Annotated in this window: 11 protein-coding genes; 8 read left to right on the top strand and 3 right to left on the bottom strand. The window is 69.3% G+C overall.

What is annotated here, in order from left to right; translation table 11 throughout:
* Positions 1–38 precede the first annotated feature (38 nt).
* Positions 39–2,426, top strand: coding sequence for a sensor histidine kinase (locus ACXRVZ_RS11765; RefSeq protein ID WP_457420527.1), 2,388 nt, complete (start codon positions 39–41; stop codon positions 2,424–2,426).
* A 29-nt stretch (positions 2,427–2,455) separates the two neighbouring features.
* On the top strand, positions 2,456–4,195 hold the full coding sequence (locus tag ACXRVZ_RS11760) for a diguanylate cyclase (RefSeq protein WP_457420525.1): 1,740 nt from the start codon (positions 2,456–2,458) through the stop codon (positions 4,193–4,195).
* Positions 4,196–4,351: 156 nt separating this feature from the next.
* On the opposite strand, the gene ACXRVZ_RS11755 is transcribed toward ACXRVZ_RS11760, so the two are convergent.
* Positions 4,352–5,041, bottom strand: coding sequence for a response regulator transcription factor (locus ACXRVZ_RS11755; protein ID WP_457420523.1), 690 nt, complete (start codon positions 5,039–5,041; stop codon positions 4,352–4,354).
* A 173-nt stretch (positions 5,042–5,214) separates the two neighbouring features.
* Between ACXRVZ_RS11755 and ACXRVZ_RS11750 the strand changes: the two genes are divergently transcribed.
* Complete coding sequence (locus ACXRVZ_RS11750) at positions 5,215–5,586, top strand: hypothetical protein (RefSeq protein WP_457420521.1); 372 nt, start codon at positions 5,215–5,217, stop codon at positions 5,584–5,586.
* Here ACXRVZ_RS11750 and ACXRVZ_RS11745 read toward each other — a convergent pair.
* Both ACXRVZ_RS11745 and ACXRVZ_RS11740 read right to left on the bottom strand, forming a co-directional pair.
* Positions 5,576–6,127, bottom strand: a complete 552-nt coding sequence (locus ACXRVZ_RS11745; protein WP_457420519.1) for a DUF1415 domain-containing protein — start codon at positions 6,125–6,127, stop codon at positions 5,576–5,578. The genes ACXRVZ_RS11750 and ACXRVZ_RS11745 overlap by 11 nt on opposite strands.
* On the bottom strand, positions 6,124–7,317 hold the full coding sequence (locus ACXRVZ_RS11740) for a M20 aminoacylase family protein (protein WP_457420518.1): 1,194 nt from the start codon (positions 7,315–7,317) through the stop codon (positions 6,124–6,126). Before ACXRVZ_RS11740 ends, ACXRVZ_RS11745 begins: the two co-directional genes overlap by 4 nt.
* A gap of 49 nt (positions 7,318–7,366) precedes the next feature.
* Here ACXRVZ_RS11740 and ACXRVZ_RS11735 point away from each other — a divergent pair, with 49 nt between their 5' ends.
* The 5 genes from ACXRVZ_RS11735 to ACXRVZ_RS11715 all read left to right on the top strand — a co-directional run.
* Positions 7,367–7,678, top strand: a complete 312-nt coding sequence (locus ACXRVZ_RS11735; protein WP_457420516.1) for a hypothetical protein — start codon at positions 7,367–7,369, stop codon at positions 7,676–7,678.
* 69 nt (positions 7,679–7,747) lie between these two features.
* Positions 7,748–9,730: a TonB-dependent receptor gene (locus ACXRVZ_RS11730; RefSeq protein WP_457420514.1), complete on the top strand. Its 1,983-nt coding sequence runs from the start codon at positions 7,748–7,750 to the stop codon at positions 9,728–9,730.
* Between the two features lie 128 nt (positions 9,731–9,858).
* On the top strand, positions 9,859–11,331 hold the full coding sequence (locus ACXRVZ_RS11725; protein ID WP_458232432.1) for a circularly permuted type 2 ATP-grasp protein: 1,473 nt from the start codon (positions 9,859–9,861) through the stop codon (positions 11,329–11,331).
* Between the two features lie 13 nt (positions 11,332–11,344).
* Entirely contained in the window at positions 11,345–12,289 is a 945-nt protein-coding gene (locus ACXRVZ_RS11720; RefSeq protein WP_457420510.1) for an alpha-E domain-containing protein, read from the top strand.
* 554 nt (positions 12,290–12,843) lie between these two features.
* The coding region (locus ACXRVZ_RS11715; protein WP_458232431.1) for a transglutaminase family protein at positions 12,844–14,635 on the top strand (1,792 nt) is incomplete at its 3' end.

Genomic DNA, 14,635 nt, shown 5'->3' with positions numbered 1-14,635 from the left:
CCGGGATGACGCCTTTAAGAGGCCCTAAGCTCCCGCCCATGTGGACCGCCGCCCCCCTGCCGCCCGACGAAGACCGCCGCCTGGCCCGCCTGGCCGCGCTGGCCGTCATGGACACCGAGCCCGAGCCGCTGTTCGACCACCTGACCGCGCTGGCCGCGCAGATCTGCGGCACGCCAGTCGCCCTGCTGGGCCTGCTGGACGAGGAGCGCCAGTGGTTCAAGGCCGCCGTCGGCTTTGGCCGCAGCGAGACGCCGCGCGCGCAGACCTTCTGCGCCCACACGCTGCTGGCGGACGGCTTGTTCGAGGTGTGCGACGCGCGCCTGGACGAGCGCTTTGCCGACCACCCCGACGTGCTGGCCGAGCCGCCACTGCGCTTCTATGCCGGCGTGCCCATCCGCCTGGACGACGGCAGCCACCCGGGCACGCTGTGCGTGGTGGACTTCCGCCCGCGCGAGTTGACCGAGGCGCAGCGCGAGGCGCTGACGCGCCTGGCCGGCGCGGCCGCCGAGGCGCTGATGATGCGCGAGCGGGCTCAGGGTCGTGGTGATGCGGGCGCGGGTGAGCAACCCTTCCGCCTGCTGGCCGAGACCGTGCCGCTGGGCATCCTGCGCGCCGACGCGGCCGGCCGCTGCGTCTACACCAACCCCGTCTGGCAGCGCATCTACGGCATCGCCGCGCGGGACGCCCTGGGCGATGGCTGGGCCGCCACACTGGCGCCGGAGGATGCCGCCTCGGTGCTGGCGCACTGGCAGCGCTGCGTGGCGCGGCGCCAGCCCTTCGAGATGCGCTACCGCGTGCACCGCCCCGGTGGCGAGCCGCGCCAGGTGTGGGCGCGCGCGCAGCCGCTGCTGGCGCCCGACGGCAGCCTGGCCGGCTACGTCGGCATCGCCGAGGACGTGACCGACAAGCTCAGCGCCGAGCGCGAACTGCGCGAAAGCAAGGCCTTGCTGGACCGCACCGGCCGCGTCGCCGGCGTGGGCGGCTGGAGCCTGGACCTGCAGACCCAGGAGCTGGTCTGGAGCGATCAGACCTGCCGCATCCACGACCTCGAACCCGGCTACCAGCCGACGCTGGAGGAGGCCATAACCTTCTACCGGCCCGAGGCCCGTGCCGCCATCGAGGCGGCCGTGGACCGCGGCATCAGCCAGGGCGAACCGTGGAGCCTTGAGCTACCGCTGGTCACGGCCAAAGGCCGCGAGATCTGGGTGCTGGCTCAGGGCCAGGTGGACTGGCAGGACGGCGCGCCGGTGCGGCTGGTGGGCGCCTTTCAGGACGTCACCGAGCACCACCGCGCAGCCGTCGAGCTGGAGCACAACCGCCAGCGCCTGCGCGCGCTGTACGAGTCGACCCCGGCGCTGATGCACTCGGTCGACGCGGCCGGGCGCGTGCTCAGCGTGTCGGACCGCTGGCTGGAGCGGCTGGGCTACCGGCGCGAGGAGGTCATCGGCCGCATGCTGGACGACTTCATGACACCCGAGACCAGCCGCCAGGTGCGCGAGGTCTTCCGCCCGGCCATGTGGCGCGACGGCCATGTCGATGACTGCCCGTTGCAGTTCATCTGCGCGGACGGCCGGCTGCGCGACGTGCTCGTTTCGGCCGTGGCCGAATTCGACGCGCTGGGCCGCCCGCAGCGCGCCCAGGCGCTGGTGGACGACATCACCGAGGAGCTGCAGCGCCGCGCCGAGCTGGCCCAGGAGCAGCAGATCCGCCGCCAGACCGAGCGCCATGTGCAGGAGCTGGACCAGCTGCTGCGCGAGCGCTCCGAGATGCTGGACGTGCTGGCCCACGAGGTGCGCCAGCCGCTGAACAACGCCAGCGCCGCGCTGCAGAGCGCCACGGCCAGCCTGGCCGGCCGCGGCGAGCATCAGACGCAGGAGCGGCTGATGCGCGCCCAGGCCGTGCTGGGCCAGGTGCTGGCCGGCGTGGACAACACGCTGGCCGCCGCCAGCCTGCTGGCCGGCGGAGGCCGCATCGCCCGGCTGGACACCGACATCGACACGCTGATCGCCGTGACCATTGCCGACCTGCCGCGCGACCAGCGCGACCGTGTCGTCGTGAACCGCCACACCGCCACGCGCACGGCCATGATGGACATGAGCCTGATGCGGCTGGCGCTGCGCAACCTGATGTCCAACGCGCTGAAGTACGCGCCGGGCGTCAGCCCGGTCACCTTGCATGTGATGGACTTCGACGAGCCGGCCGTGCTGCAGTTCGAGGTGGCCGACGCCGGGCCCGGCATCCCGCGCGAGCTGCTGCCGCGCCTGTTCACGCGCGGTGCGCGCGGCGGCGGCGTGGAGTCGGCCCACGGCCTGGGCCTGTACATCGTGCGTCGCGTGATGGATGTGCACGGCGGCAGCGCCGAGCTGCGGCGCACCGGCGCGCTGGGCACCGTCATGCGGCTGACCCTACCCCAAGCCCTAGACTGACCGCCTCCCGGCTGCGCCCCGCAATTGCGATGCCCGACACCCCTGCCCAGCCCGCCAAGCCCGCCCGCCGCTTGCCCAGCCTGCGCGGCCAGCTCAGCCTGGTGTTGGGGGGCTTGGCGCTGGCCATCCTGACCCTGGTGGGCGGCTACCTTGGCAGCCTGGCGACCGACGAGATCTTCCTGGCCCAGCAGGCCGCCGTGCGCGCCACCGCCCAGTCCGCAGCCGAGCTGCTGGCCACGCAGCTGCGCGACCGCGAGCGCGAGATCGAACTGCTCAGCGTCGCGCCACATCTCGTCGACGGCGCGCTGGATTCCGCCCTCGTGCGCGACGCGCTGGAGCGCCGCCAGGCCCTGCACGACGAGTTCGCCTGGCTGGGCATTGCCGCGCCGGACGGCACCGTGCTGCAGGCCAGCGGCGGCATGCTGGCGGGCCGCTCGGTGGCGCAGCGCGAATGGTTCATCGCCGGGCTCGAGCGCGTCTACGTGGGCGACGTGCACGAGGCCAAGCTGCTGGCCACCATGCTGCCGGCCCAGCCCAACGGCGAGCCGACGCGCTTCATCGACTTCGCCGCCCCCATTCGCGACGCCGAAGGGCGCCTGCGCGGCGTGGTGGGCGCGCATGCGCACTGGCGCTGGGTCACCGGCCTGGTCGACGGCGTCACGCGGCGCCAGAACCCCGGCAGCGGCATCGACGCCCTCATCATCGACCGCCAGGGCCGCGTGCTCTACCCCGAGGCGCTCAAGCTGGCGCAGGCCAGGGGTGACAGCGTGCTGCCCAAGCTGGTCAACGGCCGCTTCGAAGGCGAGCTGGTGTTCGATGGCAAGGCCTATCTGACCAGCGAGGCGCCCTTGCAGGCGCGCACTAATGCCGAGCTGGGTTGGCGCATCGTTGCCCGCCAGCCCATGGAACTGGCCATGCGCCCGGTGCGCGACCTGCGCCGTGAGCTGGTGTTGCTGGGCCTGATGGCGGCTGCCGCACTGACGCTGGCCGCGCTGCTGCTGGCGCGGCGCATCAGCCGGCCGGTGGAGCAGCTGGCGCGCATTGCCGTGCGGGTCGAGAGCGAGCGCCGCATTCCCCACTTCCCCGACAGGCCGGCCGCCAACGAGCTGGCGAAGTTGAGCCAGGCCATGCAGTCCATGGCGCGCTCCCTGCTCGCCACCGAGCAGGAGCTGCAGCAGGCCAACGTCACGCTGGAAGCCCAGGTGCAGCAGCGCACCGCCGAGCTGCAGGCCGCCAACGCCGCGCTGGAGCACCTGGCCACGCGCGATCCGCTGACCGGCCTGCACAACCGCCGCAGTCTGGACGCTCGCCTGGCCGAGGCCCATGCGCTGGACCGCCGATACGGCAGCACCAACGGCCGCGTGCACGGCCTGCTGCTGGTCGACGTGGATCACTTCAAGCGCGTCAACGACGAATTCGGCCATCCGGCCGGGGACGAGGTGCTGCGCCGACTCGCGCAGCTGCTGCAGGCGTCGGTGCGCGCCACCGACGTGGCGGCCCGCTTCGGCGGCGAGGAGTTCGCCGTGTTGCTGCCTGAGCTGGCCGGCCCGGCGGAGGCCGTCATGGCGGCCGAGAAGATCCGCGCGGCGGTCGAGGCGGCGGTCTTCCCCGGCGTGGGCAAGGTGACGGTCAGCATCGGTGTCAGCCTGGCTGCGCCGGACGACGTGGAACTGCGCCCGCTGATCGCCCGCACCGACGCCGCGCTCTACGAGGCCAAGCGCGGCGGCCGCAATGCGGTGGTGCTGAAGGCCGCCGATGCTCCGAGCTGAAGTGAAACTGCCCCTCGCCCAATCTCGCCTCGCTGAACGCAGGCGAGCCTGGGCGGTCCCCCGGGGGGACGGCGATGCTCGCCGGATCGACCGGCAAGCACATCGCCCGTCGGGCCGGCTTGGGAGCGGCCCAGCGCTCGGCCCGCAATACCCAGTTCAGATGAGTTGTAGCGGCGCGCGGAACACATAGCCCACGCGCGACTTGCTCTGCAGCGGCACCAGCGTCGGCGTGGCCCGCTCGATGCGGCGGCGCAGGCGGTAGATGGTGGCCGACAGGCCGTCGTCCGTCTCGCCCTCGGGCAGCTCGCGACCGAGCTTGTTGAGCAGGGCCTCGCGCGTGACGGGTTCGCCGCCGGCCGCCGCGAAGCATTCGAGCAACTGGCGGTCGGCCTCGCTGAGCTGGATGCGGGTGCCGTCCGGCACGATGAGTTCGCCGCTGGTCCGGTCCAGCTTCCAGGCCGCGTCGGCCGCGGCGGGCTTGGCCACGCGGCGCTGCACGGCGGCGATGGCCAATGCCACCTGCTCGAACTGCACGGGTTTGACGAGGTACATGTCGGCGCCGGCCGTGATGACCTCGCGGAAGACCTCCGCCCCGAGGCGACCTGAGACGACGACGATGCCGGCGTCGCTGCGGCGGCGCAGGATCTTGATCAGCTCCACACCGTTGACGCCCGGCAACATCAGGTCGACGAGATAGAACTCAAACGAGAAGGCCTCGGGCGCTGCGAGCAGGGCGTTGCTGTCGTCGTAGCGGCTGACCGCGATGCCCTGCTCCTGCAGGAACTGGGTCAGGAACTCCGAGTATTCGGCGTCGTCGTCGATCAGGGCGAGGGTCTTGGGTTGCATGGCGGCGGGGGCACGGAAGCAGCGGGCGAGTTTGCCGCATGACTGAGGCGTCAGGGAGCAATCAGCGCTCACGTGCGTGCCGATTTGCGCGGAGTCATAGACGATAAATGATTGACACCGGCCGCTGGGCGTGAGAAATCTCGGGGCAATCTCAGGGCACAAGGAGACAAGCGATGGACGATGCCACGCAAGAAGATGGCGCCGCAGACGCCGAAAACGCCGACGGCCTGGGCTGGCTGCTGCCCGGCCACCGCCCCGCGCCGGCCGAGGCGCTGCCGCGCATCCAGGCGCTGTGCGCGGCCTGGCCCGACCTGCATGCGGCCATGTTTGCCGTGCTGGCCACGCACCAGGAGCTGCCGCGCGACATGCTGGCCGCGGCCATCAAGCAGTTCCGCCCCGACCTGGATCCCTACACGCGCGAGGACGTCGTCGGCCTGCTGACGGCGCTGTGGAACGGCGGAAAGAGTGGCTTCGACGCCGTGTTGCGCACGCGGGCCAATGCGCCGAAGAAGGCCGTCGGCGGCTTCTCGTGGGTCAAGGAGTAGATTTTTTCAAGCCCAGGGCGGCCCAGCCCTCATGGCCCAGCCGCGTCAGCGTGTCGAGGTTGTTCTCGTAGATGGACGCCGTGTCCGGCATCGCCTCGACGGCCCGCTCGATGCTGTCCTCGCGCAGGATGTGCAGCGTCGGGTAGGGCGAGCGGTTGGTGTTGTTGGCGACGTCGTCGGGCGTGCTGTCGCCGAACTGGTAGTCGGGGTGGAAGTCGGCGATCTGCAGGATGCCGTCGAGCTTCAACTCCTCCACCAGCGCATCGGCCGCGTCGAGAAAGTCGTTGAAGTCCAGGAAGTCGGTCAGCACCTTCGGGTGGATCACCAGCGTCGTGTCGATCTCGTCGGGGTCGGCTCTATTCAGCGCCAGCAGCTCGTGGGCCAGGTCCTTCAGCAGCGCCTCGGGGTCGGTCGCGTCGCTGACGACATAACGGATCCGTTCATTGACATGCACCGCCTTCGCGAACGGGCAGAGGTTGAGGCCGATGACGGCCTTGACGACCCAGTCGCGGGTGTCGGTGATGACTTGTTCGTGGTTCATTTCGGTTGGGCCAGCCATTGCTCGGCGAGTCGCACCCACATGGAGCCGCCCAGCGGGATGAGGTCGTCGTTGAAGTCGTAGCTGGGGTTGTGCAGCATGCAAGGTCCCAGGCCGTGGCCACCGGCGCGGTGCTCGCCATCGCCGTTGCCGATGAGGAAGTAGCAGCCCGGCTTGTCCAGCAGGTAGTAGCTGAAGTCCTCGGCGCCCATCGTCGGCTCGAAGTCCTGCACGTTGGCGGCACCCACCATGTCGGTCAGCACGCTGCGCACGAACTCGGTCTCCGCGACGTGGTTGATGGTGGGCGGATAGTTGCGGCGGAACTCGAACTCGGCCGTCAGCTCGAAGGCGCCGGCCAGTTGCTCGGTCATCGCCTTCATGCGGCGCTCCAGCAGGTCCAGCAGCTCCAGCGTGAAGGTGCGCACCGTGCCTTCCATGACGACCGTGTCGGGCACGACGTTGGTGGCTTCACCGGCGTGGATCATGGTCACGGAAATGACGCCGGGGTCGATGGGCCGCTTGTTGCGGCTGATGATGGTCTGGAAGGCCGTGACCAGTTGGCAGGCTGCCGGCACGGGGTCGAAGCCCAGATGCGGCATGGCCGCGTGCGAGCCCTTGCCCTTGAGCGTGATCTTGAACTCGTTGCTGCTGGCGAACACCGGGCCGGACCTCAGCGCGAACTGGCCGGCCTGCATGCCGGGCCAGTTGTGGGCGCCGAACATCGCCTCCATCGGGAACTTCTCGAACAGGCCATCCTTGATCATCTCGCGCGCGCCGCCGCCACCTTCCTCGGCGGGCTGGAAGACGAGGTAGACGGTGCCGTCGAAGTTGCGGTTCGTCGCCAGGTGCTTGGCCGCCGCCAGCAGCATGGCCGTGTGGCCGTCGTGGCCGCAGGCGTGCATGCGGCCCAGGTAGCTGCTGGCATGCGGGAACTCATTGCGCTCGGTCATCGGCAGCGCGTCGATGTCGGCGCGCAGGCCGACGGCGCGGGTGGACGTGCCGTTCTTGACGATGCCGACGACGCCGGTCTTGCCCAGGCCGCGGTGGATGGGGATGCCCCAGTCGGTCAGCGCCTTGGCGATGACGTCGGCGGTGCGCTCCTCGTGGAAGCAGAGTTCGGGGTGCTTGTGCAGGTCGCGGCGTATGGCCGTGATCTCGGCCGCGTCGGCCAGGATGGTGTCGATGAGCTTCATGAGAGGGTGACTTCAGGCTCGGTAGGAACCCGAGTTTAGGATTGCGCCCGTGAACCTGCGTCGCAACGTCCGAAGCTGGCTGTTCTGGCTGGCCCTCATCCTGCCCATCGCGCAAGCGATGGCCGGGGTGCATGCGCTCTCGCACATCGACGACCGCCAGGACGATGGCATTGCCCATCTGGTTCATTGCGACCTCTGCCTGACGGCTGCCGACCTTGGCAGCGGCGCACCGCTCGCAGCACCGGCCGCGCTGACTGCCGGCTCGGCCACGCATGCCGCGCCGCTGCCGGTCGAGGCGTCTGCGCCGCGCGCCGTCAGCCTCGATCTGCCGCCCGCCCGAGGGCCGCCCGCTTCCGCCTGAACCTCAAGCCTTTCCGTGCCCCCGTGTCGGGGTGCGGGCGTTTGCGTTTTCTCGTGGAAGTACCCCCTCATGCGTTCCTTCGCCTTGGCGCCCGTTGCGGCCGCCTGCCTGTCCGTTTTCGTTGTCTCCGTTTCTCACGCCGACCCGGCTGAATCCCTCGACAAGGTCGTCGTCACCGGCAACCCGCTGAAGAGCCAGGTGCTGGCCCAGCCCAGCGACTCCCTGTCCGGCGACCAGCTCGTGCTGACCCGCGCCGCCAACCTCGGCGACACGCTGCAAGGCCTGCCCGGCGTGGCGGCCACCAACTTCGGCCCCAACGCCAGCCGGCCCAGCATCCGCGGTCTGGATGGTGACCGGGTACGCATCCTCAGCAACTCCGGCGCTTCGGTGGATGCGTCCAACCTCAGCTTCGACCACGGCGTGGCCATCGACCCGCTGGTCATCGACAAGGTCGAGGTGCTGCGCGGCGCGGCGGCGTTGCTCTACGGCGGCAACGCGGTGGGCGGCGTCGTCAACACGCTGGACAACCGCATCCCGCGCACGCTGATCCAGGGCTTGAGTGGTGCCGCTGAAGTTCGTTTTGGCGGGGCCAGCAATGACAAGAGCGGCGCCGTCGTGCTGGACGGCGGCAGTGGCACCCCGCAATCGGGCTTCGGCTGGCACGTCGACCTCGCCGGCCGCGATGCCGACGACCAACGCGCGCCGCGTTTCGACAGTGACGGCGAGAGCCGCACCAGCGTGCGCAACTCCGCCGCGCGCAGCCACGGCGGCGCGGTGGGTGGCTCGGTGTTCTTCCAGGGCGGCTTTGCCGGCGTGTCGGTGGACGACTTCCATACCGACTACGGCACCACCGCCGAGGCCGACGTGACCATCCGCATGCAGCGCCAGCGCCTCGCCACGGCCGGCGAGTGGGCAACGAACGACGGCCCCATCCACCGCATCAGCTGGCAGCTCAGCCGCAACCGCTACGAGCATGTGGAGATGGAGGGCGACGAGGTCGGCACGACCTTCAAGAGCCGGGGCACGGACGGCCGGCTGGAGTTGGAGCACGCCGCCATCGGGCCGGTCAAGGGTCTCGTCGGCCTGCAGACCGAGGCGCTGGACTTTTCGGCGCTCGGCGAGGAGGCCTTCGTGCCCAGCACGCGCACGCGCAGCACCGGCGTCTTCCTGCTGGAGCAGGCCAAGCTGGCCGGCGTGGACTGGTCGGCGGGCTCGCGCACCGAGCGCGTGACCATTGATTCCGACGGCGGCGACCGCTTCGGCCCCGCGCAGTCGCGCCGCTTCAGCCCGGTCAGCCTGGCGCTGAGCGGCGTGCTGCCTCTGAACAACGCCTGGAGCCTGAGCGCCAACCTGAACCGCACCCAGCGCGCGCCGGCCTATTACGAGCTGTTCGCCAACGGCCTGCACGTGGCCAGCGCCGCCTTCGAGCGCGGCGACCCGACGCTGGGCCTGGAGCGCTCCAAGGGCGCCGACATCGGCCTGAAGTGGGAGGGCGAGCAAAGCCACGTGCACGTCAACGTCTACGAGACGCGCTTTGCCAACTACATCGCCTTGCAGGCCACCGGCGAGATGGCGGACAACGACGGCGAGGCGGTGCCTGTCTACAACTTCCAGGCCGTGCCCGCGCGGCTGCGTGGCGTGGAGCTGGAAGGCCGCTGGCAGGCCCACCCGGCCGTGGCGCTGCTGGCCCAGCTGGACGCCGTACGTGGCGACAACCGTGCCACCGGGGAGCCGCTGCCCCGTCTGGCGCCACTGCGCGCCATGTTGGGGCTGGAGGCGCGGCAAGGCGACTGGTCCGGCAAGCTGGAATGGCGTGGCGCCGCCCGTCAGACCCGCGTGGCCGAGTTCGACACGCCTACGCCAGGCTACGGCACGGTGCGCCTGAGCGTCGCGCGCCAGCTCCGTTGGGGTCAGACCGACGCGCTCTGGTACCTGAAGCTGGACAACCTCGGCAACAAGCTGGCCTACAACGCCACGGCCGTGCCGACCATCCGCGACCTGGCACCCCAGGCGGGCCGCTCCGCGAGCACGGGTCTTCAGTTGCGCTTCTGACTGTATAAACCTGGTGCCTTGGCGCCTCTGCGGCGGGCGCACTGCACCGCCGCAGTGCCCGCACGCACCAGAAACCGTAGCCTTGCGTGGGCGCGGAATTTGCGTCGTTGGCTTTGAGAGGAGCAACGATGCAGACCGCCTTTGACGAAATGAACGCCGCTGCACAGCAGTGGCAAGGCGCCACTGGCCAAGGCCAGCAGGCTGCCGGCGTGCGGGCCCACTACGAGAGCTACGCCCGCTGGCTGGCGGAGCAGCCCGAGTCGCTGATGCGCGAACGGCGCGAGCAGGCCGAGCTGATCTTCCGCCGCGTGGGCATCACCTTCGCCGTCTACGGCGACAAGGATTCGGGGGAGGGCACCGAACGGCTAATCCCGTTCGACCTGATCCCGCGGATCATCCCCGCCAGCGAATGGACGTCCATGCAGGCCGGCCTGGCCCAGCGGGTGACGGCGCTGAACCGCTTCATCCACGACGTCTATCACGGCCAGGAGATCCTCAAGGCGGGCATCGTGCCCGCCGACGAGATCCTGAACAACGCCCAGTTCCGCCCCGAGATGATGGGCGTGGACGTCGCCGGCGGCGTCTACAGCCACATCGCCGGCGTCGACATCGTGCGCGCCGGCCACAGCGACGGCAGCGGCCAGTACTACGTGCTSGAAGACAACCTGCGCGTGCCCAGCGGCGTGAGCTACATGCTCGAGAACCGCAAGATGATGATGCGGCTCTTCCCCGAGCTATTCACCGGGCACCGCGTGGCGCCGGTCGCGCACTACCCCGACCTGCTGCTGGACACGCTGCGCAGCGTGGCGCCGCAGGGCGTGTCGGACCCGACGGTCGTCGTGCTGACGCCGGGCATGTACAACTCGGCCTACTTCGAGCACGCCTTCCTGGCCCAGCAGATGGGCGTCGAGCTGGTCGAGGGTCAGGACTTGTTCGTCGACGGTGGCTTTGTGTACATGCGCACCACGCGCGGTCCGAAGCGCGTGGACGTGATCTACCGCCGCCTGGACGACGACTTCCTTGACCCCAAGGTTTTCCGCGCCGACTCGCAGCTCGGCTGCGCCGGCCTGGTGGACGCCTACAAGGCCGGCAAGGTGACGCTGTCCAACGCCATCGGCACGGGCATCGCGGACGACAAGTCCATCTACCCCTATGTGCCGAAGATGATCGAGTTCTATCTCGGCGAGAAACCCATTCTGCAGAACGTGCCCACTTACGTCTGCCGCGACAAGGACGATCTGGCCTACACGCTGGCCCACCTGTCCGAGCTGGTCGTCAAGGAGGTGCACGGCGCGGGCGGCTACGGCATGCTGGTTGGCCCGGCGGCCACCAAGGACGAGATCGAGAACTTCCGCGCACGGCTGCTGGACAACCCGGGCAACTACATCGCCCAGCCGACGCTGTCGCTGTCGAGCTGCCCGACCTTTGTCGAGAGCGGCATCGCGCCACGTCACATTGATCTGCGACCCTTCGTGCTGTCAGGCGCATCCGTGCGCATGGTGCCGGGCGGGCTGACGCGGGTGGCGCTGAAGGAGGGCTCCCTGGTGGTGAACAGCAGCCAGGGCGGCGGTACCAAGGACACCTGGGTGCTGGAAGACTGAGGGAGACAACAAGATGCTTTCAAGAACCGCAGACCATCTGTTCTGGCTCAGCCGCTACATCGAGCGGGCCGAAAATACGGCTCGAATGCTGGATATCGCCTACCAGACCTCTTTGCAGCCGCAGTCGGGCGAGGAGTCCGAGCAGTCCTGGCGCAGCCTGGTGTCCATCTCCGAGCTGAACAGCCTCTACAACACCAAGTACTCGCGCATCGACAGCCGCAGCGTCATGGACTTCATGGTGGCCGACGAGAACAACCAGTCGTCCATCTTCAACTGCCTGCGTGCCGCCCGCGAGAACGCGCGGGCCGTGCGCGGCGCGTTGACGACCGAGGTCTGGGAGACGATGAACCAGACGTGGCTGGAGTTCCGCCGCCTGCTGCGCGACGGCCTGCTGACGCGCGACCCGTCGGCGCTGTTCGAGTGGGTCAAGTACCGCAGCCATCTGTCGCGCGGCGTGACCGTGGGCACCATGCTGCAGGATGAGGCCTTCCACTTCATCCGCATCGGCTCCTTCCTGGAGCGGGCCGACAACACGGCGCGGCTGCTGGACGTCAAGTTCTATCGCCAGGAAGAGGCCTCGGACGAGCGCGACGATGCGCGCGATTTCTATTACTGGTCGGCGGTGCTGCGCTCGGTGTCGGGCTTCGAGATCTACCGCAAGGTCTACAGCAACGTCATCCAGCCCGACAAGGTCGCCGAACTGCTGATCCTGCGGCCCGACATGCCGCGCTCGATGTCCCACTGCATCACGCGCATGCTGGCCAACCTGAAGCGGGTGGCGAATCCGCAGTCGGGTGAGACGCTGCGGCGGGTGGGGCGGCTGGAGGCCGAACTGGCGTTCGCGCGCATCGACGAGATCCAGGCGGGGGGGCTGCATCCGTTTTTGGATGGTTTCCTGGCGGAAGTGGCTGACCTCGGGGCGAGCATCAGCCGCGACTTCTTGGTTCCCTCGACTTGAGGGTTTGGGACATGACCAGTCTTTCGCGTTGTTTGTCGAAGGGGTGGTTTATGGCTAAGCCCAGCCGGGATTTCGTCTTGGCGAGCGACTCAGGGTGGCGGCGGCTGCGCGCTGAGTCGGCTTGGCGCAAAGGCCCAGCCGGGAGTTCGCCCCGGCGGGCGACCTACTTTTTGCGCCGCCAAAAAGTAGGCAAAAAGCTCTGCCCTGCGAAACCGCCCCTGCGGGGTCCCCTGCGATGCTCGGAACCCGGGGCCGCACCCAACTCATTTCGCTACGCTCCGTTCAGACAAAGGGGTGCGAAGTCAGAGCTTGAAGCTCGCTGCGCTCGCGCCCCGGGCTCCTGTGCTTCTCGGCGGTTTAGAAGGGGAGTCCCCGAAACAGCCAAACAGCCGCAACAGCCAATAGCCAATCCCGAACGCGGGGTGATGGATGCATTTGCCCAGCCGGGGCGAAAACCGAAGGTTTCGCCGAAGGCAAATCCCGGCATGGGCCTAGCCGTACAACCGAATTCAACGAACGAGCAGCCCGCCACACGCGCGGCGGAGTAAATCCATATGAGCATCCACGTCGCCCTCAAACACGTCACCCGCTACAAATACGACCGCCCGGTCAACCTGGCGCCGCAGGTCGTGCGCCTGCGCCCCGCGCCGCACTGCCGCACCCCCGTGCTCAGCTACTCACTGAGCATCGAGCCGGCCGGCCACTTCCTCAACTGGCAGCAGGACCCGTTCGCCAACTATCTGGCGCGCCTGGTCTTCCCCGAGAAGACGACCGAGTTCACCGTCACTGTGGACCTAGTCGCCGAGATGGCGGTCTACAACCCCTTTGACTTCTTCCTTGAAGAGCATGCGCAGAAGTTCCCGTTCGAGTACGACGAGGCCCAGAAGATCGAGCTCGCGCCCTATCTGCAGGTCGAGCCCGCCACGCCGCTGCTGGCCGCCTTCGTGGCCGAGGTCCCGCGCACGCCGCGCGCGACCAATGATTTCCTGGTGGAGATCAACCGCAAGGTGCAAAACGGCGTCTCCTACCTGATCCGCATGGAGCCSGGCGTGCAGACGCCCGAGGAGACGCTGGCCAAGGCCTCCGGCTCCTGCCGCGACTCCGGCTGGCTGCTGGTGGAGCTGCTGCGCCACCTGGGCCTGGCGGCGCGCTTCGTGTCCGGCTACCTGATCCAGCTCAGCCCCGACGAGAAGGCACTCGACGGCCCCAGCGGCACAGAAGTCGACTTCACCGACCTGCATGCCTGGTGCGAGGTCTACCTGCCCGGCGCCGGCTGGATAGGCCTGGACCCCACGTCGGGCCTGCTGGCCGGCGAAGGCCACATCCCGCTGGCCGCCACGCCCACGCCCGGCAGCGCCGCGCCCATCAGCGGCGCGGTGGACGAAAGCGAGGTCGAGTTCGAGCACGAGATGGGCGTCACGCGCATCTACGAGTCGCCGCGCGTCACCAAGCCCTACAACGAAGAGCAGTGGGCCGAGGTGCTCAAGCTCGGTGAGCAGGTCGACCGGGAACTCGTGGCCGGCGACGTGCGCCTGACCATGGGCGGCGAGCCGACCTTCGTCGCCGTCGAGGACCGCGACGCCGCCGAATGGAACACCGACGCGCTGGGGCCAACGAAGCGCCTGTACGCCCAGCAGCTCACGCACCGCCTGCGCGACGAATACGGCCAGGGCGGCTTCCTGCACTTTGGCCAGGGCAAGTGGTACCCGGGCGAGCAACTGCCGCGCTGGGCGCTGTCCATCTACTGGCGGGCCGACGGCCAGCCCTGCTGGCGCAACCCCGACTGGTTTGCCGACGAGCGCCAGAGCCACGCCTACACCAGCGAGGACGCCAAGACCTTCATGGCCGCGCTGACCCGCCGCCTGGGCGTGACGGACGCCCATGTGCAGCCAGGCTACGAGGACACCTTCTACTACCTCTGGCGCGAGCGCCGCCTGCCGGTCAACGTCGACCCCTTCGACTCGCGTCTGGACGACGAGATGGAGCGCGCCCGCCTGCGCCGCATCTACGAGCAGGGCCTGGATCACGCCGTCGGCTATGCGCTGCCGCTGAGCCGCAGCGAGGAAGCGCCGCCGCTGGGCGGCAACCGCTGGCAGACGGGGCCCTGGTACTTCCGCGGCGAGCGCCTCTACCTCTTCCCGGGCGACTCGCCCATGGGCTGGCGCCTGCCTCTTGATTCGCTGCCCTGGGTCAGCAAGGGCGACTTCCCGCACCTGATCGAACAGGACCCGTTCGCGCCGCGCGGCATGCTGCCTGCGGCGGCGGCCCTGCGTGCGCAGACCATGGGCGTCACCGCCGCCGGCCCGACGGCTGGGCTGCTGCGCGGCGGCCAGGCGGCGGGGGCTG

The organism is Roseateles sp. P5_E8 (genome assembly GCF_054177665.1).
Note: the sequence above shows the minus strand (reverse complement) of the source record. Positions and strands in the feature narration are given on the sequence as shown.